At 66.3% G+C, this 23,192-nt stretch carries 21 protein-coding genes; 17 read left to right on the top strand and 4 right to left on the bottom strand.

The genetic code is table 11. The features are described from left to right. Positions 1-35 precede the first annotated feature (35 nt). A complete protein-coding gene (locus tag QE394_RS18385; RefSeq protein WP_349035206.1) occupies positions 36-1,388 on the bottom strand; it encodes a class I SAM-dependent methyltransferase in 1,353 nt (450 codons plus the stop codon). 80 nt (positions 1,389-1,468) lie between these two features. Between QE394_RS18385 and QE394_RS18390 the strand changes: the two genes are divergently transcribed. The 3 genes from QE394_RS18390 (at position 1,469) to QE394_RS18400 (ending at position 5,164) form a co-directional block, all read left to right on the top strand. Continuing rightward, a complete protein-coding gene (locus tag QE394_RS18390; RefSeq protein WP_349035207.1) occupies positions 1,469-2,551 on the top strand; it encodes an FAD-dependent oxidoreductase in 1,083 nt (360 codons plus the stop codon). A 73-nt stretch (positions 2,552-2,624) separates the two neighbouring features. Next, entirely contained in the window at positions 2,625-3,797 is a 1,173-nt protein-coding gene (locus tag QE394_RS18395; RefSeq protein WP_349035208.1) for a methyltransferase, read from the top strand. Between the two features lie 164 nt (positions 3,798-3,961). After that, positions 3,962-5,164, top strand: a complete 1,203-nt coding sequence (locus QE394_RS18400; RefSeq protein ID WP_056079696.1) for an ROK family transcriptional regulator — start codon at positions 3,962-3,964, stop codon at positions 5,162-5,164. A gap of 20 nt (positions 5,165-5,184) precedes the next feature. Here QE394_RS18400 and QE394_RS18405 read toward each other — a convergent pair whose 3' ends face one another. Next, entirely contained in the window at positions 5,185-5,388 is a 204-nt protein-coding gene (locus QE394_RS18405; RefSeq protein ID WP_056079693.1) for a hypothetical protein, read from the bottom strand. Positions 5,389-5,539: 151 nt separating this feature from the next. On the opposite strand from QE394_RS18405, the gene QE394_RS18410 reads away from it, so the two are divergent. The 8 genes from QE394_RS18410 to metE all read left to right on the top strand — a co-directional run bounded on the left by QE394_RS18410 (position 5,540) and on the right by metE (position 14,522). After that, positions 5,540-6,547 (top strand): MoxR family ATPase, encoded by a 1,008-nt coding sequence (locus tag QE394_RS18410; protein ID WP_056079688.1) that lies wholly within the window; start codon positions 5,540-5,542, stop codon positions 6,545-6,547. A gap of 10 nt (positions 6,548-6,557) precedes the next feature. Then, a complete protein-coding gene (locus tag QE394_RS18415; protein WP_349035209.1) occupies positions 6,558-7,451 on the top strand; it encodes a DUF58 domain-containing protein in 894 nt (297 codons plus the stop codon). Next, complete coding sequence (locus QE394_RS18420; RefSeq protein WP_349035210.1) at positions 7,441-7,911, top strand: hypothetical protein; 471 nt, start codon at positions 7,441-7,443, stop codon at positions 7,909-7,911. The genes QE394_RS18415 and QE394_RS18420 overlap by 11 nt, the downstream gene beginning before the upstream one ends. After that, positions 7,902-8,912 (top strand): hypothetical protein, encoded by a 1,011-nt coding sequence (locus QE394_RS18425; protein ID WP_349035211.1) that lies wholly within the window; start codon positions 7,902-7,904, stop codon positions 8,910-8,912. The genes QE394_RS18420 and QE394_RS18425 overlap by 10 nt, the downstream gene beginning before the upstream one ends. After that, positions 8,909-9,859: a vWA domain-containing protein gene (locus tag QE394_RS18430; protein WP_349035212.1), complete on the top strand. Its 951-nt coding sequence runs from the start codon at positions 8,909-8,911 to the stop codon at positions 9,857-9,859. Before QE394_RS18425 ends, QE394_RS18430 begins: the two co-directional genes overlap by 4 nt. Then, positions 9,856-10,710, top strand: coding sequence for a hypothetical protein (locus QE394_RS18435; RefSeq protein WP_349035213.1), 855 nt, complete (start codon positions 9,856-9,858; stop codon positions 10,708-10,710). The genes QE394_RS18430 and QE394_RS18435 overlap by 4 nt, the downstream gene beginning before the upstream one ends. Positions 10,711-11,056: 346 nt before the next feature. After that, the gene (locus QE394_RS18440) at positions 11,057-12,019 is read left to right on the top strand and encodes a methylenetetrahydrofolate reductase (protein WP_349035214.1); all 963 of its coding nucleotides are present in this window, start codon (positions 11,057-11,059) and stop codon (positions 12,017-12,019) included. A gap of 163 nt (positions 12,020-12,182) precedes the next feature. After that, positions 12,183-14,522 (top strand): 5-methyltetrahydropteroyltriglutamate--homocysteine S-methyltransferase, encoded by a 2,340-nt coding sequence (metE, locus tag QE394_RS18445; RefSeq protein WP_349035215.1) that lies wholly within the window; start codon positions 12,183-12,185, stop codon positions 14,520-14,522. 123 nt (positions 14,523-14,645) lie between these two features. Here metE and QE394_RS18450 read toward each other — a convergent pair whose 3' ends face one another. Together QE394_RS18450 and QE394_RS18455 are read right to left on the bottom strand one after the other, a co-directional pair. Then, complete coding sequence (locus QE394_RS18450) at positions 14,646-15,152, bottom strand: DUF2004 domain-containing protein (RefSeq protein WP_056079669.1); 507 nt, start codon at positions 15,150-15,152, stop codon at positions 14,646-14,648. Between the two features lie 45 nt (positions 15,153-15,197). Continuing rightward, positions 15,198-16,115 carry a LysR family transcriptional regulator gene (locus QE394_RS18455; RefSeq protein ID WP_349035216.1) on the bottom strand — a complete coding sequence of 306 codons (918 nt, stop codon included), beginning with the start codon at positions 16,113-16,115 and terminating at the stop codon, positions 15,198-15,200. 138 nt (positions 16,116-16,253) lie between these two features. On the opposite strand from QE394_RS18455, the gene QE394_RS18460 reads away from it, so the two are divergent. The 6 genes from QE394_RS18460 to nrdE all read left to right on the top strand — a co-directional run bounded on the left by QE394_RS18460 (position 16,254) and on the right by nrdE (position 23,155). Further along, positions 16,254-17,651 carry an FAD-dependent oxidoreductase gene (locus QE394_RS18460; protein WP_349035217.1) on the top strand — a complete coding sequence of 466 codons (1,398 nt, stop codon included), beginning with the start codon at positions 16,254-16,256 and terminating at the stop codon, positions 17,649-17,651. Positions 17,652-17,665: 14 nt separating this feature from the next. Further along, on the top strand, positions 17,666-18,430 hold the full coding sequence (locus tag QE394_RS18465; RefSeq protein WP_056079976.1) for a DUF1365 domain-containing protein: 765 nt from the start codon (positions 17,666-17,668) through the stop codon (positions 18,428-18,430). Beyond that, positions 18,427-19,797 carry a class I SAM-dependent methyltransferase gene (locus QE394_RS18470; RefSeq protein ID WP_349035218.1) on the top strand — a complete coding sequence of 457 codons (1,371 nt, stop codon included), beginning with the start codon at positions 18,427-18,429 and terminating at the stop codon, positions 19,795-19,797. The genes QE394_RS18465 and QE394_RS18470 overlap by 4 nt, the downstream gene beginning before the upstream one ends. A 397-nt stretch (positions 19,798-20,194) precedes the next feature. Beyond that, positions 20,195-20,440, top strand: a complete 246-nt coding sequence (gene nrdH, locus QE394_RS18475; protein WP_015937305.1) for a glutaredoxin-like protein NrdH — start codon at positions 20,195-20,197, stop codon at positions 20,438-20,440. A gap of 103 nt (positions 20,441-20,543) precedes the next feature. Then, positions 20,544-21,014, top strand: a complete 471-nt coding sequence (nrdI, locus tag QE394_RS18480) for a class Ib ribonucleoside-diphosphate reductase assembly flavoprotein NrdI (RefSeq protein WP_056079970.1) — start codon at positions 20,544-20,546, stop codon at positions 21,012-21,014. Between the two features lie 20 nt (positions 21,015-21,034). Continuing rightward, entirely contained in the window at positions 21,035-23,155 is a 2,121-nt protein-coding gene (gene nrdE / locus QE394_RS18485) for a class 1b ribonucleoside-diphosphate reductase subunit alpha (RefSeq protein ID WP_056079966.1), read from the top strand. Positions 23,156-23,192: the final 37 nt, after the last annotated feature.

Raw genomic sequence — 23,192 nt, forward strand, 5'->3', positions numbered from 1 at the left:
TGTGATGGTTCCCTTTCTCGTTTCCGGCGGTGGGATCACATCCACGCCGTGCGGCGAAGCGGAGGCTCGGCGCCGCCGGGGCGTTGCACCAGGACCTGATTCACCCCGGTCAGGCCATTCTCAAAGCCAATGGCACTCGAGGCCATGTACAGCCGCCAGATCCGGGCGCGGCCAACGCTGGTCAGGGCAACGGCCCGGTCCCAGTTTTCTTCCAGCCGACGCACCCACGCACGCAGCGTCAGGGCGTAGTGCTGCCGCAATGCTTCAACATCGAGTACCTCAAACCCCGCTCCCTCAAGCGCCACCACCATTTCACCCAGGCTGATCATCTCCCCATCAGGAAACACGTAGCGGGGAATGAACGAATCGGGATCCGGGTCGGTGGGTCCGGCATTCCAGGAAATCGCATGGTTCAGGAGCCTGCCGCCGGGGCGGAGCAGTGAATACAGGGAGGCGGCGTAGCCGGGCGTTTGCTCGCGCCCCACATGCTCGGACATCCCGATGGAGCTGATCGCGTCAAACGGCCCGTCCGCCACGTCCCGGTAATCCTGGACCCGGATCTCCACCTTATCGGTCAGCCCCGCCTCGGCCGCCCGCTTGCGGGCCAGGTTTGCCTGCTCCGAAGACAACGTCACTCCCAGCACGGTGACGCCGTACCTTCGCGCTGCGTGCAGGGCAAAACTGCCCCAGCCGCAGCCCACATCGAGCACGCGCATCCCGGGCTGCAGCCCAAGCTTTCGGCACACCAAATCCAACTTGGCTTCCTGTGCGGTGTCGAGCCCGTCCACGCCGGCCCGGTTGCCGCCGGTGCTGCCCTTTCCGGTTCCACCAGATTCATCCGGCCAGACGGCGCAGGAGTAGACCATCGAGCTGCCCAGGACCAGGGCGTAAAAGTCGTTGCCGACGTCGTAATGGTGGGAGATGGCTGCGGCGTCACGGTGGCGGGAGTGCACCCGGCCTTTTCGGGCGACGCGGGCCTCTTCGGGCGGAGGCGCCGGGTTGAACCCCACAGCGCCGAGCCGAACGGCCGTGGCCGCGAGCGTCCACAGTTCAGCAACGGTCGGCCTGCGGAACGGTCCCGGCTCGGCCAACTTGCCCGCCGAACTCAGGGCCGTGAAAGCGGCGAAAATGTCGCCCGGTGCGTCGAGCTCCCCGGCCACATACGCCCGGCTGAGTCCCAGCTGGCCCGGTGACCACAGGATCCGCCGCAGCGCCCGACGCGACCGGAATTCCAGCACGGGAGCGTCCCGGGGGCCAGCTTCGGAACCGTCCCAGGCTTTCAGACGCAAGGGCACGTCAGCCGTGCCAAGAACAATGGCCAAAGCCTTGGCCAGCCTGGCCGCGCTGCCCCTGTCGCCGTCCGCCGTGCTGCGTGTTGTTCCTGCCATCATCGTCCTCCGGTATCGCTGGCCGGGCCTCTATGGGCCAACCCTAAGGCCCGGACGTCCCGCCCGGCTATCATGGGGGAGTGATTGCTGCCCAAACCGATGTCGTGGTGATCGGTGCGGGGCAGGCCGGACTATCCGCCGCCTTCCACCTGCAGCGCAGGGGGCTTGCATACGAGATGTTCGACGCCGAGGCCGGGCCCGGCGGCGCATGGCGCCACCGCTGGAAGAGCCTCCGTATGGGCACCGTCAACGGAATCAGCGATTTACCGGGCATCGCCAAGCCCGCTGTGGATCCCCGCGAACCCAGTTCCGAGTTCCTCACCCGCTACTTCGGCGACTACGAACAGGAGCTGGGGCTGACGGTGCGGAGGCCGGTCAAGGTGACTTCGGTCAGCCGCGAAGACAATGACCCGGCAGGCCGGCTTCGCGTGGGCACGTCCCGCGGGGACTGGACCGCATACGCACTCATCAATGCCACGGGCACCTGGACCAGGCCGTTCTGGCCCATCTACCCGGGGCGGAACAGCTTTCGAGGCAGGCAGTTGCACGTCGCGGATTACGTCTCCGCCACCGAATTCGTTGGAAAGCGTGTCATCGTCGTGGGCGGCGGCATCTCGGCTGTTGGCCTCCTGGACGAAATCTCCCAGGTCACGTCCACCAGTTGGTTCACCCGCCGCGAGCCTGTCTGGCGCGACGACGAATTTGACGCCCGTGCCGGGCACGACGCCGTCGCACTCGTCGAGGAGCGGGTCCGGAAGGGCCTGCCGCCGCAGAGCGTGGTCTCGGTGACCGGGCTGATCCGGACTCCTGCGCTCCGGGCCGCGGCGGCCCGCGGCGCCCTCGACAGGCAACCCATGTTCACCGCCATCGAGCCCGGCGGCGTCCGGCTGGCCGACGGCGGATTCCTTGCGGCGGACGTCATCCTGTGGGCCACCGGGTTCCGGGCAGAGCTGGAGCATCTGGCTCCGCTGCACCTTCGCGGTCCGGGCGGCGGAATCGCCATGGACGGCACCCGGGTGGCAGCCGAGCCGCGCGTCCACCTGGTGGGCTACGGCCCGTCGTCGTCGACCATCGGCGCCAACCGGGCCGGCCGGGCGGCAGTGGCGGACATCCTCAAGCTCCCCGGACTGGCGCCGGCCGCGGAGCCGGTACCTTGGGGCTGAACCCGGGGCATGGACCCCGACCAGGTCGCGGGTGGAGGACACCCCGCAGCGAACGAACAACGGCAGGGAACACGTGGTAACAGACAGTATTGACCGGATCTTCGGGATCCTTCGGCGGCGCCCTGACGTGGAGGCGCCCAACCTGCAGGCATGGGATGCCACGGACAGGCTGCTCCTGGAAACTGCCGCAGCTTCGGTGCGCCCCGGCAGCGCAGTCGCCGTCATCGGCGACCGCTACGGCGCCCTCACGCTGGGCGCCCTGGATCTGCTGGCGCCGGGCACGCTGCGCGTGCACCAGGACCTGGTCACGGGAGAACGCGCGCTGCAGCAAAATGCCCTCGCATGGCAGGCGGCGCAGGAGACGGACGACGCCGGCAGCGTCCGGGTGCCGGAGTTCCGCCAGTTGCCGCTCGGCGCCGAACTCCTGTCCGGGGCGGAGGCGGTGCTGCTGCAGTTGCCGAAAACCCTGGCCGAGCTGGATGAAGTGGTTGCCGCGGTTGCCCGCCATGCGGCGCCCGGCGTCCTGTTGCTCGCCGGCGGACGGGTGAAACACATGTCGCTCGGCATGAACGGCGTCCTCGAACGGCACTTCGACTCGGTCCAGCCCCAGCTCGCCCGGCAAAAGTCCCGCGTCATCGTGGCTTCCCACGCGAAGGCGGGCCAGCCGCCCGCGCCCTTTCCCGTCGTCGTGCACCTCGGGGAACTCGGCCTGGACGTCGCAGCCCATGGAGCCGTGTTCGCCGGTCCCAAACTGGACATCGGCACCCGGTTCCTGCTGACCTTCCTTCCGGCCATGAAACCGGCCCGGCACGCGGTGGATCTCGGCTGCGGGACGGGAATCCTCGCCGCCATGTACGCCAGGAAATACCCGGAGGCGCAGGTGACCGCCACGGACCAGTCGGCCGCGGCTGTTGCCTCAGCACTTGCCACCGCCCGGGCAAACGGGCTCGACGGGCGGATCAGCGCGCTGCAGGATGATGCCCTGGGCACCATGGCCGACGCCAGCGCCGACCTGGTCCTGCTGAATCCGCCGTTCCACGTAGGCGCAGGGGTCCACGCGGGAGCGGGCCTGAAGCTGATTGAAGCGGCCGGCAGGGTCCTTGCTCCCGGCGGTGAACTCTGGACCGTCTACAACAGGCACCTGCCCTACCTTCCTGCACTGGAACGGGAGGTAGGGCCCACCACCGTGGAGGGAAACAACCCCAAATTCACTGTCACGCGCAGTGTCCGAAGGTCCGCCGGATAGCCACGGACCGTCGCCACGCCGGGCAGCCAACCCGGCTATGTGTCTGTGCCCACGCGTAACGTACGATTCAAGCAGCACCACAACTACGTGGCCCAAGACGTTTAGGGGTAACCGTGTCTGAAATCCGCCAATCCTCACCGAGGCGCGGAACCAACCTGCCACGGATGGGGGATTTCAACCTCACAGTCATCCTTGACGCCATCCGCCGGACCTCGGGCGGGCTCAGCCGGGTTGAACTGGCCCAGATCGTGGGATTGTCCCCGCAGACCATCTCCAACATCTCCCGCCGCCTGCTGGACCAGAACCTGATTGTCGAAGCAGGGAAGGAAGGCAGCGGCCCGGGTAAGCCCCGGACCATCCTCCGCCTCAACCCCAAGGGCATGTATGCCGTCGGCGTCCACCTCGACCCCGCCGTGACCACCTTCGTCGTCATGGACCTGGTGGGATCAGTCGTCCAGCACGCGCGGATCGACACTCCAGGCGGCAACGATCCTTCAGCCGTCATTGCCACCATCGCAGCCCAGGTTGCCCGGGTAGTGGAGGAATCCGGCGTCGACCGGGACCGGATCGCCGGACTCGGCGTGGCTGCGCCCGGCCCCATCGACCTGGATAATGGAACGGTGGTGGACCCGCCGCTGCTTCCGGGGTGGGACCGGGTGGAGTTGCGCAACGCCCTGTCCGAGGCCACCGGATACTCCGTCCTGGTGGACAAGGATGTCACCAGCGCCGCCGTGGCGGAAACCTGGGCCGGCGGCCCAAGCGGCGCCGGCAGCTTCGTGTTCATGTACATGGGCACCGGCATCGGCTGCGGCATTGTCCTCAACGACGAAGTCATCCGCGGCACATCCGGCAATGCCGGAGAAATCGGCCACATCATGGTGGACCCGGATGGACCCCCGTGCGATTGCGGGCTGCGCGGCTGTGTGAAATCGTCCTGCATCCCGCAGGTCCTGGTGGCTGAAGCGGAGGCCGCGGGCATCCTGAACGGCTCCCGGCCCGGCAACAGCGGCGCGGAGGTCCAGCAGAGTTTCGCGAGGCTGTGCGAACTTGCCGACGCCGGCGACGAACGCGCCATGGCCATCATCGACAAATCTGCCACGCTGGTTGCCCGCGCCATTTCCGTGGTGACCAACACGCTGGACGTGGAACGGGTGGTGTTCGGCGGCCCCTTCTGGAGCGGCATGGCGGACCGGTTCCTGGCCAAGGTACCGGCGCTGCTCGAAGCACACAGTGCAGCCCGGCTCATCCACCCCATCGAGGTGGTGGGTACAGGCGTGGGCGAGGACGTGGGTGCCATCGGGGCAGCGTCTCTCGTCCTCGAACACACCCTGGCGCCCCGGGCGCAGCGGCTCCTGCTGGAGAGCTAGGGGAGCCGCGTCCCGCCGGTTCAGTCGATGTCTTCGAAAACCACACCAAACGGCAGCGTGTCATCCACATGCGCCTGGTGGCCGGTGGATCCGGGGTTGTAGGTGACCCGGACGCCGTGGAGCTTGTCCGCTGCCGACTGCTGCAGGACAGGCTTTACTGTGCTGATGAACAGCGCGCTTTTGTCGGAAAGAAATTCCTTGTAACTGGCTGGAAGCTCGCTCATGGCAAAAGGATAGACCCGCGTGCCCCCGATGGGGAGAGGTCCCCATCGGGGCCGGCCTTCCGGGACGCGGCGCACCGGATGTGGATAGGATTGCTGGCGGAGCGCGGCCGGCAGGCCCGCCGCGCCACGATCAGCCACCAGGGGGAATCCAGTGCTTCAAACCAGCGCGTCCGCGAGAATCGAACCGGCCGAACTGGCCCGGGCGCAGCAGGTGGTGGCCGGCATTTCACGCAGCTTCGAGGCCAAGGTGGTGGGCCAGGCCAGGCTCCGCGAATCCCTGCTGGTGGGCCTGCTGACCGGCGGCCACGTCCTGCTCGAAAGCGTCCCCGGGCTGGCCAAAACCACGGCAGCCCAAACTGTGGCGGAGGCGGTCAGCGCCGGATTCCGCCGCATTCAGTGCACCCCGGACCTCCTGCCCAGCGACATCGTGGGAACGCAGATCTACGACGCCGCCAAGGGCACCTTCGTCACGCAGCTTGGCCCGGTCCACGCCAATATCGTGCTGCTGGACGAGATCAACCGCTCCAGCGCAAAAACCCAGAGCGCCATGCTCGAAGCCATGCAGGAGCGGCAGACGTCCATCGGCGGGCAGGACTACAAACTGCCGTCCCCGTTCCTGGTGCTCGCCACACAAAACCCCATTGAGCAGGAGGGCACCTACCAGCTGCCCGAAGCCCAAATGGACCGCTTCATGCTCAAGGACGTGCTGGACTATCCATCGCCGGCGGAAGAGGCCGAAATCATCAGGCGCATTGACGCCGGGGTTTTCAGCCCGGAGCAGGTGCCGGCCGCCGCCGTATCGCTGGACGCGGTCAGGGCTGCGCAGGACCTGGTCCGGCGCATCTACCTCGACCCCTCGATCGTCAACTACATCGTGGGTCTGGTGTTCGTCACCCGCAACGCTGGCCAGTACATTGAGCGGCGGCTGGCGGACTTCATCGAGTTCGGCGCCAGCCCCCGTGCCAGTATCGCCTTCAGCCAGGCCGCCCGGGCCTTGGCACTCCTGCACGGCCGCGACCATGTTATTCCGGAGGACGTCAAGGCTTTGGCGCACCGGGTGCTGCGCCACCGGATCATCCTCAACTTTGACGCCGTCGCGGAGCAGGTGCCGGTCGAAACGGTGATCGACGCCGTCGTCGCCGCCGTCCAAACCCCCTGAGGCCGCCGGGATGACCAGCCTCCTGCACAGGGTGAAATCGAAGATGGCCATCTTCGCCCACCGCAAAGCCCGGGGAATGCTCGACGGCGAGTACGGTTCAGTCTTCCGCGGACGCAGCCTCGACTTTGATGACCTGCGCGCCTACGTCCCCGGCGACGAAGTCCGCGATATCGACTGGAAAGCCTCGGCCCGGCACGGATCGCCGCTGATCCGCCGCTACGTCGCGGTCCGGAGGCAAACGGTCATCCTGGTTACAGACACCGGGCGGAACATGGCAGCTGTCTCGCGGTCAGGCGAGGCTAAGAAGGACATCGCCGTCATGGCCCTGGGTGTGGCCGGATACCTGGCGTACCGGCACGGCGACGTGGTGGGGCTGGTCAGCGGTGACTCTTCCGGCACCGGAGCCCTCCCCGCGAAGGCCGGCGAAGCCCACCTGGAACGGCTCCTCCGGCACGTCGATTCCCGCGCGGGCCTGAACGCTGCGCCCAGCAGGATCGAGGACCAGCTGGACCACGTGGCGCGTACCGTCAAAGGACGCAACCTCCTCTTCGTCGTCGCGGACGAAATCCCGGCGTCCCCCGCCTTGGAACAGCTCCTCCGCAGGCTCCGGGCCCAGCACGAAATCCTCTGGCTCACTATCCGGGACGCGGATCTGGTGCCCTCCGGAACCGGGCCCGGCGACGGTGCCGGGTACTTCAGCGTCCGCGACTCCGCTGTCCTCCCGATCCACCTTGCCGCCACCGCGGACATTGCCGCCGCATACGCCGATGCCACGGCCGAACGGGATGCAACCCGCAACGCCATGCTGCGGCGGGCCGGCATTACGGAGGGGACCGTGGACGGCAGCCAGGACGTGGTCAGCGCGCTCTTCGCGCTCCTGGAAAGGCACCGCCGTGCAGGATGAGCCCGTCTTTTTCGGCCCCCTCCAGTACAGCCCGGCATGGATGTGGGCCGGCTTGGCCCTGTTAGCGCTCGTGGCAGCCTGGTACGTCTTCGCTTTCGCCTCCACCCGCCCGCCACGGGCCGCCCCGGAAAACCGGCGGCCCGCCCAGCTGACCGACCTCGCCGCCCTCAAGGCCGCCTATATCCAGCGCATTAACGACGCCGAGCAGGACGCCGCCGCCGGAACCACGGATGCCCGCGCGGCCCATCAAAACATCAGCCACCTGCTGCGCCGCTTCGTCCGGGACGCCTCAGGAGTTGACGCCCCGCGGATGACGCACGCAGACCTGGAACGGCATCCCCTGCCCGCGGCCGCCGCCGCCGTCGGCGCCATCTACCCGGGAGAATTCGGTCCGGAGCCGCTGCCGCCCGTATCGGCCACCGCGGCCACTGCCCGGGAGACGGTGCGGGCATGGAGCTGATGTTCTGGTGGCTGCTCCCCGCAGCGGCATTGGCGGCTGCGGCAGCAGCCTGGATCGCCCTGCGCCACCGGCAGGCAGACGTCCGACGCCGACCTGCCGCCCACAGCGACCGCCTCACCATGCTGCCCGAATACCGGGACGCCCTGCGCCGCCACCGCCGGTGGCTTGCCGTGGCAGGGCTCGCCTGCGCCGCGTTGCTGGCGTCGGCCGCTGTTGCAGCGGCGCGCCCCGTCCAGCTCACCACCACGGTGCCGGAGCAGCGAAACCGGGACATCATGCTGTGCCTGGACGTTTCGGGCTCGATGAGCAGCGCCGACGCTGCCGTGGTGGAAGTCTTCGCCGAACTGGCCCGGGAATTCGACGGTGAACGGATCGGCCTGACCATCTTCGACAGCACCGGAAGCCAGGTCTTCCCGCTGACGGACGACTACGACTATGCCCGTGACCAGCTGCTGCTGGCACGCGACGCCTTCGACGGCAAGCCGGGAAGCTCCGGTTTCCTGGACGGCACCTGGGGCGGACGCGGTTCCTCGCTCATCGGCGACGGGCTGGCCTCCTGCCTCAGCGGGTTCCCCCGTACCCAGGGCAGTGACGCGGGCCCAGACGGCTCCGCAGCGAAGCGCTCCCGGTCGGTGGTGCTTGCCACTGACAACTATGTATCCGGCAATCCGATCCTGACGCTTCCGCAGGCGGCCGCGCTGGCCAGGGACAGGACAGTTCGCGTGTACGCACTGAACCCGGGGGACCTAGACTACGGTTCCGACGCCGGGCAGCCGGGTGCGCAGCTTCGCACGGCTGCGGAATCCACGGGCGGCTCTTACTACGCACTGGACAATCCCGGGGCGGTGCCGGGAATCGTTGCCGCTGTGCAGCAAACGGAGGCCACGGCCCTCAAAGGCGCCCCGAGGGCGGTGGTCTCGGACCAGCCGGTCCTTCCGCTGGGAGTGGCCGTCCTGTCCGGGATAACGCTCGGCGCCGCGCTGTGGAGGTTGCGGCTATGACCCGGACCCGGCTGACGGGGAATCGCGCCTGGCTGCGCCGCTGCGTGCTGGCAGTGTTCCTGGTGGCGGCACTGTGCCGCCCCGCCCTGCCGGGCGGCACCTCGCAGGCAGCCACGACGGACCTGAACGTGTTCTTCGTGGTGGACACCACCACCAGCATGGTGGCTGAAGACTACGGGACCTCAGCCCCTCGGATGGATGGTGTCCGGCAGGACATCATGGCCATCGCCAAGGAACTGCCCGGAGCACGGTTCTCGCTGATTACCTTCGACACGAAAGCCTTCGTCCGGATGCCGCTGACCACCGACACCCTGGCACTGCAGACCATGGTCACCGTCCTGGAGCCGCAGGTAACCGCCTTCGCCAAGGGCAGCAGCATCACGGCTGCCCGCCAGGTCCTTTCCGAGCGTCTCGACGCCGCGCGTCAGAGCCACCCGGAGCGCCCTCGGCTGGTGTACTACCTGGGCGACGGCGAGCAGACCAGCGGCAAGGAGCCGGAACGCTTAAACCTGGATGGCAGCCTGGTGGCGGGGGGAGCGGTACTGGGATACGGCACGGGCGCGGGCGCCCGCATGAAGGAAAACTCCGGTGATCCGGGTGAAAGCGCGGACGGGCCCTACGTGCGTGACGGTGGCGGGGCGGACGCCCTCTCCCGCATCGATGAGCCGCGGCTGCAGGATGTTGCCGGGCAACTGGGCCTACCGTACGTGCACCGGCAAGCCGGAGACCCCGTTGGTCCCATGATGCAGGAGGCCCGCCCGGGCAGCCCCGAGCGCAGCGGCGATTCCCTGGAAGGCCCGACGGAGCTGTACTGGCTGTTCGCGGCGGGAGCCTTCGCGCTTGCCCTCCCGGATGCTGTGATGATCATCCGCCGGTACCGGGAACTGCCCCGTGCAGCGTCCTCCGCCCCGGCCAGGGCAGCCGAACGGGGGGAACGCGTCCCATGAGCGCCACCAAACCATTGCCGCCCAACGGGCCTCTGCGCCACAGCACGGAAGCAACACACGGGAGCCGGGACAACGGGACGGACCAACGCCAGGGACCTGAGCAGAGAACTGAGCGGCTGCGAAAGCGGCGCCTGCTGCTGGTGGGCTCGGCCGCGCCGGTCATCCTGGTACTCGGCATCGCGGCCAAGCTCCTGAGCCTGGGCGTCCTTGGCAGCCAGGCAGCCACGGCATTCGACGCCAGGGACGCCCGTGCTGCCGCCGGCGCCGCCGGATGGCTGCAGCCCCTCAATGTTCCTGAGCCACACAAGGCCCCGTTTGCCGCCGGGGACGCCGAAGTCCTCGGCGGGAACTTCGACGCCGCCCGGCAACGTTTTGCCGAAGCCCTGGACCTGGTTCCCGGAGCCGCCGCCGGGTCTGCCGATGCCTGTGTCATCAGGGTGAACCTCGTGCTGGCGACCGAACGCCTGGGCGATGACAAGCTGCGCGGGAAGGATCCGGCGTCGGCCGCGGCGTTGTTCTCCGACGCGCTGGCAGTTGTCGAGGCGGCCCCCGAAGGCTGCTTTACCGGCCCCTCGGACACACGTGATGGCTCCGTGGGGGAGCGGCTGGACGAGGCCGGCGGACGCCTGGCCGGGAAGCTGGAGGCTGCCGGCAAGGACGGTGACGCTGCACAGCAGCCCGCTGAAGATGCGGGCCCCGCTGAAGAAGAGGCGGACTCTCCGCAGCAAAGCCAGCTGGAACAGCTCGAGGAGAGCGCACGGCAGTCCCAGCGCGAACGCAACAAGGGACGGGAACGGGAGGACTACCTCAACGACACCGGGTACAACCAGGGCCCGGACAGGCCCTGGTAGCCCTGCGGTCGGACCCGGTGGGTAGCCGGAGCGAATAATCTTCACCAGCGCATCGAAACCGGGCGTAAAACTGCGTCTTAATTCGGAGCCGACTTGAATGACATGCCGGCCCGCTCATAGAGTCATAGACAAGTTACCCCGGTAACGTGTCAGCGATCCTCCGTTTGGAGGGTGTGGGTGCCCCCATGTGGGCCTGACATTTGCTCACGGACAACTTCAAGACAGGCGTAACAGTCGCGGCTGCGTCTCTGTGGAGTTCTTCCGTGTTCCCCAAACTCAAATTCATTGCCGGCTTCCTGCAGCCCTATCCGCAGGGAGCTCCAATGGCCCAAAGCCAAGGACGCAAATGTCACCACCAAGCCTTATTGACACACATCCAAACCTCTCAGACGCCGCCCCGGTGGCGCTGTCCTATGAACTGTTTCCGCCCCGTTCGCCGGCCGCTGCCGAAACGCTGTGGACCACCATCCGGGAACTGGAAACCACGGAACCGGACTACGTCTCCGTCACCTACGGTGCCAGCGGGTCCAACCGGGACACTGCCATCGAGCTGATCGACCGGCTCCTCCTGGAAACCACCCTCCGGCCGCTGGCGCACCTCACCTGCGTGGGGAACACGCCGGAGCAGCTCGCCGGCATCATCGGCCAGCTGCTGGATACCGGTGTCCGCGGGATCCTCGCCCTCCGCGGTGACCTTCCCAACGACGCAAGCCAGCCAGTGAACGGCTCCCTCCGCTACGCCCAGGACCTGATCGACCTGATCCGCCGTGTGGAGCAGCGCCGATCGGCCCTGCTGTGCGCCGGCAAGATTGCGGTGGGCGTGGCGGCGTATCCCACCCGCCACCCGGAGTCACCCAGCGAGGAACACGACGTCGAGGTTTTGCTGGCCAAGCAGCGCTCCGGCGCGGACTTCGCCATCACCCAGGTGTTCTTCCACTCCTCGCAGTACTCGGACCTCCTTACCCGGGCACGCCGTGCCGGGGTGACCATCCCTATCATCCCGGGCGTCATGCCGTTCACAAGCCTTCGCCGCGTCAAGCGCCTGGGAGAACTCGCAGGCGTGGAACCTTCCGCGGAACTCACGGAGCGGCTGGCCGCGGCCGATACGGACATCGAGCGCCTTCACGTCGGCGTCGATGCCACCGTGGACCTGGCCAACGCCGCACTGGATGCCGGCGCCCCCGGAATCCACCTCTACACGTTCAACGAGCACCAGAGCGCGCTGGAGGTGCTGGACAAGCTGGCCCTTCCGCGCCAGACCCGCTCCGGCAGCCGCAGCATCGCCAACCGGGGCCAGTTCGCCAGCTGAGCCGCTTCGCAGCGCTTTCCTGACAGCACCACCTGCCTCGGCACCACCAGCCCCAAATACACCCAGCACAGCACCATTCGCCCTGCGTCCACGCCGAGCGCTATTTGCCATGCCCGCAGATACAAGCCCACAGAGGCCTGTATCCCATTCTTAGGAATCTCCCATGACTGAACAGAACACCGCCCGCATTCCGTTCCCCGCCGCTTCCCTCCTCGGCTACCCGCGTATCGGCCGCCGCCGCGAGCTGAAGAAGGCCGTCGAAGCGTACTGGGCCGGCAAGATCGACGCGTCAGCACTGGACGCAGCCGCCAAGGACATCCAGCTGACCACAGCCAGGCGGCTTCAGGAGCTCGGACTGACCGAAGCCGCAGCCGTTCCCGGCACGTTCTCCTTCTACGACCAGGTGCTTGACGCCACCGCACACCTGGGCGCCGTTCCTGCACGTTTCGGCAACCTCCTGAACGCTGAGGGTCAGCTGGACATCGACGGCTACTTCACCCTTGCCCGCGGCACCAAGGAACAGCAGCCGCTGGAAATGACCAAGTGGTTCGACACCAACTACCACTACCTCGTCCCGGAAATCGGTCCCGAAACCAAGTTCGCCCTGGCATCCAACCGCATCGTTGAAGAATTCGCGTTCGCCCTTTCGAACGGCATCGAGACCCGCCCCTACATCGTTGGTCCGGTCACGTACCTGCTGCTGTCCAAGGCTTCCGACGACGCTCCCGCCGGGTTTGCGCCGCTGTCCCGCCTTGAGGACATCCTGCCGGTCTACGCCCAGCTGCTTGAGAAGCTTGCAGCCGCCGGCGCCGGCTGGGTCCAGCTCGACGAGCCCGCCCTTGTGGTGGACCAGGACACGCCTGCAGCCGACATCGAGGCAGCCGTGGCCCGGGCCTACGACGTCCTTTCATCGGCTGCCAACCGGCCGCAGATCCTGGTCTCCACGCCTTACGGCTCCCTGGACGGCCAGCTCGGTACGCTTGCCGCCACCAACATCGACGCCCTGCACATTGACGTCTTCAAGGGTGCGGTTCCCTCCGCGGCTGCACTCGCCGCTCTGGGCAACAAAACCCTGGTTGCCGGCGTCGTTGACGGCCACAACATCTGGCGCAACGACCTCGCCGCTTCCGCTGCAAAGCTGGATGAGCTGAAGGCCGCCGCCGGCAGTCTTGCAGTGTCCACGTCCACCTCCACCCAGCACGTTCCGCACGACGTCGCCGAGGAAACCCAGCTGTCCGACCAGTTGCGCAGCTGGCTGGCCTTCTCCGACCAGAAGGCCGTCGAAGTCAAGGCTCTCGCCTCCTACCTGGCGGACCCCGCTTCTGCCCAGGCAGCCATCGACGAGGCCTCCGCCGTGATCGCCTCCAGGGCCACCGCGGAAGGCGTCCGCCGCCAGGACGTCCGTGCCCGCACCGAAGGGCTGACCGCAGCTGACTTCACCCGTTCGGAGTACTCCGTCCGTGAAGCCGCCCAGGAAGAGGCCCTGAGCCTGCCGCCGCTGCCCACCACCACCATCGGTTCGTTCCCGCAGACGTCCGAAATCCGTTCGGCCCGTGCCCGCAACAACAAGGGCGATCTCACCAACGGGCAGTATGAGAAGCTCATGAAGGACGAGATCAAGCGTGTCGTGGACCTGCAGGAAGAGCTTGGCTACGACGTCCTGGTGCACGGCGAGCCCGAGCGCAACGACATGGTCCAGTACTTCGCAGAGAACCTCGAAGGCTTCGACGTCACCGTCCACGGCTGGGTCCAGTCCTACGGCTCGCGTTGCACCCGGCCTTCCATCCTGTGGGGCGACGTCACCCGCAGCGCCCCCATCACGGTGGCCTGGGCAGAGTACGCACAGTCCCTCACCAGCAAGCCGATGAAGGGTATGCTCACCGGTCCGGTCACCATCCTTGCCTGGTCCTTCGTCCGGGACGACCAGCCGCTGGGTGAAACCGCCAACCAGGTGGGGCTGGCCCTTCGCGACGAGATCGCCGATCTCGAGGCCGCGGGCATCAGGATCATCCAGGTGGACGAGCCCGCACTGCGCGAGCTTCTGCCCCTGCGCAAGGCAGACCACGCCGACTACCTCAAGTGGTCCGTTGACTCCTTCCGCCTGGCCACCGCCGGTGCAGCCGACGCAACCCAGATCCACACCCACCTCTGCTACTCGGAGTTCGGTGTGATCATCGACGCGATCGACGGCCTGGACGCAGATGTCACCTCCATCGAGGCCGCCCGCTCCCGCATGGAGGTGGTGCACGACCTTGAATCCCACGGCTTCGGCCGCGGCGTTGGACCGGGCGTCTACGACATCCACTCGCCGCGCGTTCCGGGTGAAGCGGAAGTCACGGAGCTGCTGTCCACCGCCGTCAAGCACGTCCCGTCCCGCCAGCTCTGGGTCAACCCTGACTGCGGCCTGAAGACCCGCGGCTACGCCGAAACCGAAGAGTCGCTGCGCAACCTGGTCAAGGCAACGCAGGCCGTCCGCGCGGAACTCCTCGAAGGCGCCAAGTAACGCAACAGGGCTAAGGGAGCCCGCAGAGGCTCAAGGTCCGGTGCGCCCGGCGCGCCGGACCTTGAGAAGCGGGACGACGCCGGCTGGTCACCTGGGTGACCAGCCGGCGTCGTGCATTTCAGCTCAGGATTCCCAGACGATTTCGTCGTCTACCACGCCGTCCTCGTCGGCGGAGGCAACCAGCACCTCGTCCGTAAAGTGCTCGCCCAGCGTGAAGTCCAGGACAAAGTAGCGCTCGGGCTGCCCGGGGTAGATAGCGAGGTGGCCCAGTTTCAGGGCCTTGAGGAAGACATCATTGGTGAGCTGGCTGCGTTCCTCCACGCCGAACACCTTCTGCAGGTGCTCATCCTTGAGGGCGTTGCAGTGGAAATGCAGGTACTCCTGCGGGCTGGTGCCTTCCTGGTCGAGTTCCTCGGCGATCATCTCGCGCACTTCATCAACAAGTTCGGGCAGGAAGCGGAGCCGGTAGTCCACCTTGCGCAGGGCCGCTTCATCGAAGTGGTCGTGGGCGGTGACATTAAGGTCGATCTTGAGCGGGTGGCCACGCAGCTCATGCTTGGCGGCGAAGAGGTGGTCGCTGCCGTGATTGAGCTCAATCTCGCCAAAATGCTGGCTGGCTACCTTGTTCATAGATTCAACATAGCCCCGAAGCGCAGCGCATTCCAGCGTTCAGGCCTAATTCACCGCGGTGCGCATTCCGGCCAGAGTCTCGGCCAGCAGGTCGACAAAAAGCTGCACCCTGGCCGTTTTCCGGTCATTGATCAGGAGCGCGAAAACGTTGCGCGCAAGCCGGATTTCGGGGACGTCGAGCACCACGACGCCGGCGGGCTTGTTCCGCAGCGCCAGTTCGGGGACCAGCGCTGCACCCAATCCGGCAGCCGCCATTTCCAGGCTGGCGTGGAAATCGTCGCTGTGCGCCACAACGCGTGGGTGGAGGTTGCAGCCGGCAAACAGCCGTTCGATCACCATGGCGTCGCTGGTGCCCGGATGGTGCATGATCCACGGCATCTCGGACAGGTGTTCGGCTGCCACCCCGGCGTCCGGCCGGAATCCCCAGTCGCGCGGAAGGACCACCCGGAAATCGTCGTCGCCAATCCACTGCCTGTTAATGGTGGCCGGCCACGCCACCCCTGTCTGCCCCACCTGGAAGGCCACGGCGAGGTCCAGGTCTCCTCCCGCGCGCAGCCCCTGGATGGTCTGTCCCGGTTCGGCCACCGAAACGCGGAGGTCGATGCCGAGGTTCTTCCAGGCCGGATTCTTCAGGATCCGGGGGAGGACGTAAGTGGCGAGGCTGGGGAAGATGCCCAGCCGGAGTTCCTGGCTGGAGGCATCCTGGGTTTTGGACGCGGCGGCCATCAGGGCCTCGATGTCGGTGAGCACCTTGGCCGCGTGCCTGGTCATGACGACTGCGGCCTCCGTGGGCACCACGCTGCGCGCCGAACGCTGGAACAGGATGGTGCCCGTATCCCGCTCCAGGGCAGACATCTGCTGGGACACCGCCGACGCCGTGTAACCCAGGGTTGCCGCCGCGGCCGCGAACGAGCCCAGGCGGGTGACCTCCATCAGAGTCTTCAGGTGTACCGGATTGACCACCTGCCAACAGTACTCCGAGTGCCTTGCCCGTAGGGTTGGACAAAAAGAGGCGGCAATCCGCCCATCCGCTGCAGGACCGGCGCCGAATTGCCGTTTGTATAGCCGGCCAGCGGCAGATGTTCAGCAGAGGAGCATGGATTGTCACCTAACCCAGCAGCGAGTGGGGGCGAGAGGCGGCGCGTTGCCGTGATCGGCAGCGGAGTGGCAGGCCTGACCGCCGCCTATGTCCTCAACCGGCAGGACGACGTTACGTTGTTCGAGGCCGATTCCCGCCTGGGCGGGCATGCCCACACCCACGACATGCCCCAGCCGGACGGCTCCCTGATGGGTGTGGATACGGGGTTCATTGTCCATAACGAACGCACCTATCCCACTCTCCTAAGGCTGTTTGCCGAGCTCGGCGTCGAAACCCAGGACTCCGAGATGAGCATGTCCATCCGCTGCGACGGCTGCGGCCTGGAGTACGCGGGGGCCCGTGACGGAGCCCGCGGCATCATTGCCCGCCCCTCCAGCCTGCTGCGCGGACGCTACCTGCTGATGCTGCTGGAAGTCACCCGGTTCTACAGCAGGGCCCGCGCCCTGCTGAAGACTGCCCCGGCCTCGGCCGTGAGCGGCGAAGCACAGACCCCTGAACCCACGCTCGGAGAGTTCCTGGCCCGCGAAAACTTCAGCCAGTACTTCATCTCCCACTTCATGACGCCCGTGGTCAGCGCGGTGTGGTCATGCGATCCGACCACCGCACTGAACTATCCTGCCCGCTACCTGTTCACCTTCCTCGGCCACCACGGATTGCTCGGCCTCAAGGGCTCGCCGCAGTGGCGGACGGTCACGGGTGGATCTGCGCGGTACGTGCAAAAGCTGGCCGCGACGCTGCCGGACGTACGGCTCAACACGCCCGTTACCGCCATCCGGCGCCACGACTCGGGTGTGGAGCTCGCGGCCGGAGACACGCTGGAAGACTTTGACGCTGTCGTGATTGCCACCCATCCGGCCCAGGCCCTCGGGTTCCTCGCCGACGCCACCCCGGAGGAGAAGGAAGCGCTGGGCGGCATGCCGTATTCCGTGAACCACACCGTCTTCCACCGCGACCCGGCCGTGCTGCCGTCCGCGGAGAACGCCCGGGCCTCCTGGAACTACCGTTTGCCGTCCTGCGATGCCCGGCCGGACAGGGTCCTGGTCAGTTACGACCTCACCCGCCTGCAGCGGCTTGAACCGCAGGACGGCCGCCCCTACCTTGTCAGCCTCGGCGAGTCCGATCTCATCGGAGACGGCACCGTGCTGGAGCGGATGGTGTACGAACACCCACAGTACACGCCGGAATCGCTGAAGGCGCAGGAGGCGATTTCCGCCCTGGGCGACGGAAAAATTGCTTTTGCCGGCGCCTACCTGGGGTGGGGATTCCACGAGGACGGAGCCCTTGCCGGAGTCCGCGCCGCGGAAAAGCTGGGCCGCCGTTGGGCTTCCGTCCAGGCCGGTCCCGCGGATGCTGCCGACGAGGGGGAGCGCGAGTTCGCCCAAGCGGCGGAACCCTCGTGAGCTACGGTGTAGCCATGAACGCCGGCACAGCCATCACCGATGGTGCCGCGGCCCCTGCGGCGGCCATCTACCGGACCTCGATTTCACACGTGCGGCAAAGCCCGCTGAAGAACGCGTTCACCTACCGCAGCTACAGCTGGTTCGTCGACGTCGACCGGCTGCCCCGCGTGCCCGCCTGGTTGCGGCCGCTGGCCGGATTCCACGCCGGCGACCACCTCGGCGATCCGGACGAAACCATCCGCTCCAACGTGGAACGCTACCTGCGGACCCAGGGCATCGAGCCCGACGGCGGTGCCATCCGCATGCTGGCAAGCGCCCGGGTGTTCGGCTACGTCTTCAACCCGCTGTCCCTGTTCTGGTGCTACCGGAGCGATGGCGACCTCCAATGCGTCGTGGCCGAAGTCCACAACACATACGGTGAGCGTCACTGCTACCTGCTCCGGACGGATGCGGCAGGCCGGGCCTCCGTGCCCAAAGCCTTCTACGTTTCGCCCTTCAACGACGTCGACGGGCAGTACCGGATGAAGCTGCCGGCCCCGGGGGAGCGGCTGGCCGTATCGATCGTGCTGGAACGCGAAGGCCAGCGGCCCTTCGTGGCCACCATGGACGGACGGCGGCGTCCCGCCACCGCACGGAACATCGTTGCTGCCGCCATCCAGGTACCGGCCGCGCCGCTGCTGGTATCCGCCCTGATCAGGGTGCAGGGCATTAAACTCTGGGCAAGACGCCTGCCCGTCGTCACCAAGCCACACCACACCTCACAGGAGGCAGTTCAATGACAATGACGGACGACAACGGCACCGCCGCAGCCCACTCCAAGGCAAGCAGCCCGGCCGGGGGCAACGGCCCCGCCGCCTGGACGCCCACCGGAGTGCCGGCATCGCCCGCCACCATCAATCCGGAGATCTGGCCGGGAGTTGCCCAGCCGCCGTCGGGAGCCAAAGCTGCCGTGGCAGGCAAAGCCGCGGGCCTGCTCTTTAAAGGGGCCGCCAGGCGGCTGCCCCTCCGCGTGGCGTACCCGGACGGAACGGTCCTGGGCATGGGCGGTCCTGAGGCGCCGGTGATGACGATGGTCCGGCCGGAGGCTTTCGAGGTCCGGATCGGTGACAACGGCCTGATCGGGCTCGGCGAATCCTTCATGGCCGGCGACTGGGAAGCCAGCGACCTCGCAGCCGTCCTGGAAGTCTTCGCGGCATCCGTGGACAGCCTTATCCCCATGCCGCTGCAGAAGCTCCGCTCCCTGTACCTGCCGCGTACACCCCGGCAGGAACGGAACGCCGAGCAGAACACGCGAAGCAACATCTCACGGCACTACGACCTGTCCAACGAGCTGTTCGCCAATTTCCTTGACACCACCATGAGCTACTCGTCAGCCCTGTTCCCATCGTCTGCGGGACCGCTGGACTCCGTGGACTTCGGCGTCCTGGCGGACGCGCAGCAGGCGAAGATCGAGAGGTTGCTGGACAAGGCAGGCGTGGGCGAGGGAACCAGGCTCCTGGAAATCGGCACCGGCTGGGGCGAGCTTGCCCTGCGGGCCGCAGCCCGCGGCGCCAGCGTTTACAGCGTGACGCTCTCCAGCGAGCAGCAGGCGCTGGCCCAGGCGCGCATTGCCGAGGCCGGGTACGCGGACAAGGTGACGGTGGCACTGCAGGACTACCGGGCCGTGGAAGGCGAGTACGACGCCGTGGTGTCCGTGGAGATGATCGAGGCAGTGGGCTACGAGTACTGGCCCATCTACTTCCAGACCATCGACCGCGTCCTGGCTCCGGGCGGGAAGGTGGCCATCCAGGCGATCACCATGCCCCACGGCCGGATGCTGGCCACGCGCAACGCCTACACCTGGGTGCACAAGTACATCTTCCCGGGCGGGTTCCTGCCGTCCGTGCGGGCCATTGAAGGGGTCACGCAGCAGCACACCACCCTCCGCGTGCGGGAGCGCATGGGGATGGGGGACCACTACGCCGCCACCCTCCGCCTGTGGGAGGAGCGCTTCCTGGCCAGGTCCGCCGAGGTGGACGCGCTGGGCTTTGATGCGGTGTTCCAGCGGATGTGGCTGTTCTACCTCTGCTACTCACGTGCCGGGTTCCAGTCCGGTTACCTGGATGTCCAGCAGATCGTGCTGGACCGGCGGGAGGCGCAGCTCTAGCGCCACCCTCCCCGGATGAAAGCTGGGGGGCGCACGACGCCGGCCTGCCGCCGTCGTGCGTTTGCTCACCCAAGGGGGTTCCGAAGGTCACTTCGGGACCCCCTTTCGGTTGCCCGGCGCCGTCCCGCGGACGGCCGCGACACGCCGTCTTTTCCCCGACACGCTGGGCTTTAAATGTGGCTAAGTACTCCACAGGGTGTGGACGGTGTCCACGAAATCGCCGGGATTCCGGACATTTTGAGGGGGCCCGCCTGTGGATTAAAGGTGCATTAAATGACATACTTGTAATACATCATCTAGGGGTTCCTAAGCGGCGTCTGCACTACATGTAGTATCGACATACAGCTTGGACGGGGACACCGGACCAGCGAAGATTTCGACTAAGGGGACAGGGACAATGACCGTAACGGTTTACACGAAGCCTGCTTGTGTTCAGTGCAACGCCACCTACCGCGCTCTTGATAAAAAGGGCATCACCTACCAGAGCGTTGACATCTCCCAGGACGCCGAGGCACTCGACCGCCTGAAGGCGCTGGGCTACATGCAGGCTCCCGTTGTGGTCACTGACCAGGACCACTGGTCCGGCTTCCGCCCGGACAAGATCGAGGAACTCGCGCTCTCCGCAGTCTCCTCTGTGGCCTAGGGATTCCGCTTTTCCTTCAAACCAGCCAGCTGAGGTGACTTCCATCGCAGCACCAGCAGCACAGCAGGGACGCAGGGCCCTGCACAACCACGCGGCTCAGCGCGTGGAGGTGTCCCCGCCCGTCCGGGCATCGGATGAAACCGAAGCAGTCCGGACCGGCAGCCAGCTCATCTACTTTTCCTCGACTTCCGAGAACACCAGCCGCTTCGTTGTGAAGCTCGGCCGGGAAGTGGCCCGGATCCCGCTTTATGCGAAGGACGCACCCCTCCTCGCCACCCGGCCATTTGTGCTGGTAGTGCCCACTTATGGCGGCACCGGGGGAGAGGGGTCCGTCCCGAAGCAGGTCATCCGGTTCCTGAACAACCCGCAGAACAGGCAGCTGCTCCGCGGGGTGATCGGCGCCGGAAACACAAACTTCGGGGACAACTACTGCCTGGCGGCGGACATCATCGCCGCCAAATGCCAGGTACCCCACCTTTATCGATTCGAACTTATGGGAACGCCGGAAGACGTCACCCGGGTCAACCAAGGATTGGACACGTTTTGGACACGACTGTCGCAGACACAGAAGTAACCATGGCCCAGAAGCCGGAGATGCCTGCCGCCTACAAGGGTTTGGGCTATCACGAGCTGAACGCGATGCTGAACCTGTACGGCCCGAACGGAGAGATCCAGTTCGGCGCCGACCGTGAGGCAGCGCACCAGTACTTCCTGCAGCACGTTAACAACAACACCGTGTTCTTCCATGACCTGGAAGAGAAGCTCGAGTACCTGGTCAAGAACGATTACTACGAGCGCGAGACGCTCGACCAGTACACGATGAACTTCATCCGCGAGCTCTTCAACCGCGCGTACAAAAAGAAGTTCCGCTTCGAGACCTTCCTGGGCGCGTTCAAGTTCTACACGTCCTACACGCTGAAGACGTTCGACGGCAAGCGCTTCCTGGAGCGCTACGAGGACCGCGTGTGCATGGTGGCCCTGCACCTGGCCCGCGGCGACGAAAAGCTGGCCCTCCAGATGGTGGACGAAATCATCGACGGCCGCTTCCAGCCCGCAACCCCCACGTTCCTGAACGCCGGCAAGAAGCAGCGCGGCGAGCTGGTCTCCTGCTTCCTGCTGCGCATCGAAGACAATATGGAGTCGATCGGCCGCTCCATCAACTCCGCCCTGCAGCTGTCCAAGCGCGGCGGTGGCGTGGCGTTTGCGCTGACCAACATCCGCGAGGTGGGCGCGCCCATCAAGCAGATCGAGAACCAGTCCTCCGGCGTCATCCCCGTGATGAAGCTCCTCGAGGACAGCTTCTCCTACGCCAACCAGCTCGGAGCCCGCCAGGGCGCCGGTGCCGTCTACCTGCACGCCCACCACCCGGACATCTACCGGTTCCTGGACACTAAGCGCGAGAACGCGGATGAGAAGATCCGCATCAAGACCCTCTCACTCGGCGTCGTCATCCCGGACATCACGTTCGAGCTGGCCAAGAAGGATGAGGACATGTACCTGTTCTCGCCCTACGACGTCGAAAAGGTCTACGGCATGCCGTTCTCTGACGTCTCGGTCACCGAGAAGTACTACGAGATGGTGGACGACTCCCGGATCAAGAAGACCAAGATCAAGGCCCGCGAGTTCTTCCAGACCCTCGCCGAGATCCAGTTCGAGTCCGGCTACCCGTACATCATGTTCGAGGACACCGTGAACCGGGCCAACCCGATCGACGGCAAGATCATCATGTCCAACCTGTGCTCGGAGATCCTCCAGGTTTCCCAGCCCACCACGTACAACGATGACCTGTCCTACGATGACACCGGCAAGGACATCTCCTGCAACCTGGGCTCGCTGAACATCGCGAAGACCATGGATTCGCCGGACTTCGGCCTGACCATTGAGACGGCCATCCGGTCCCTCTCGGCCGTGTCCGACATGTCCAACATCACCTCGGTGCCCTCCATCGCCAAGGGCAACGACCAGAGCCACGCCATCGGCCTGGGCCAGATGAACCTGCACGGCTACCTGGCCCGCGAGCGGGTCCACTACGGCTCGGACGAGGGCCTGGACTTCACCAACATCTACTTCTACTCGGTGGTGTACCACGCGGTCCGCGCCTCCAACCTGCTGGCAATCGAAACCGGCCAGACGTTCGGCGGCTTCGAGAAGTCCAAGTACGCCTCGGGTGAGTTCTTCGACAAGTACACGGAGCAGGAATGGGTGCCGCAGACCGAAAAGGTCCGCGAACTCTTCAAGGACGTGCACATCCCCACGCAGGCTGACTGGCTGGCGCTGAAGGCTTCGGTCATGGAGCACGGCATCTACAACCAGAACCTGCAGGCTGTTCCGCCGACGGGCTCGATTTCCTACATCAACAACTCCACCTCCTCGATCCACCCGGTGGCGTCCAAGATCGAGATCCGCAAGGAAGGCAAGCTGGGCCGCGTGTACTACCCGGCGCCGTACCTCACCAACGACAACCTGGAGTACTACCAGGACGCGTACGAGATCGGCTACGAGAAGGTTATTGACACCTACGCCGCCGCCACCCAGCACGTGGACCAGGGCCTGTCGCTGACGCTGTTCTTCAAGGACACGGCCACCACCCGCGACATCAACAAGGCCCAGATCTACGCCTGGAAGAAGGGCATCAAGACCATCTACTACATCCGTCTCCGCCAGCTCGCGCTGGAAGGGACTGAGGTGGAGGGTTGCGTCAGCTGCATGCTGTAGTTGAAGCTTCAACTAACTCCTGATGTACGACGGCGGG

This window comes from Pseudarthrobacter sp. SORGH_AS 212 (assembly GCF_030818145.1).
Lineage (GTDB): Bacteria > Actinomycetota > Actinomycetes > Actinomycetales > Micrococcaceae > Arthrobacter.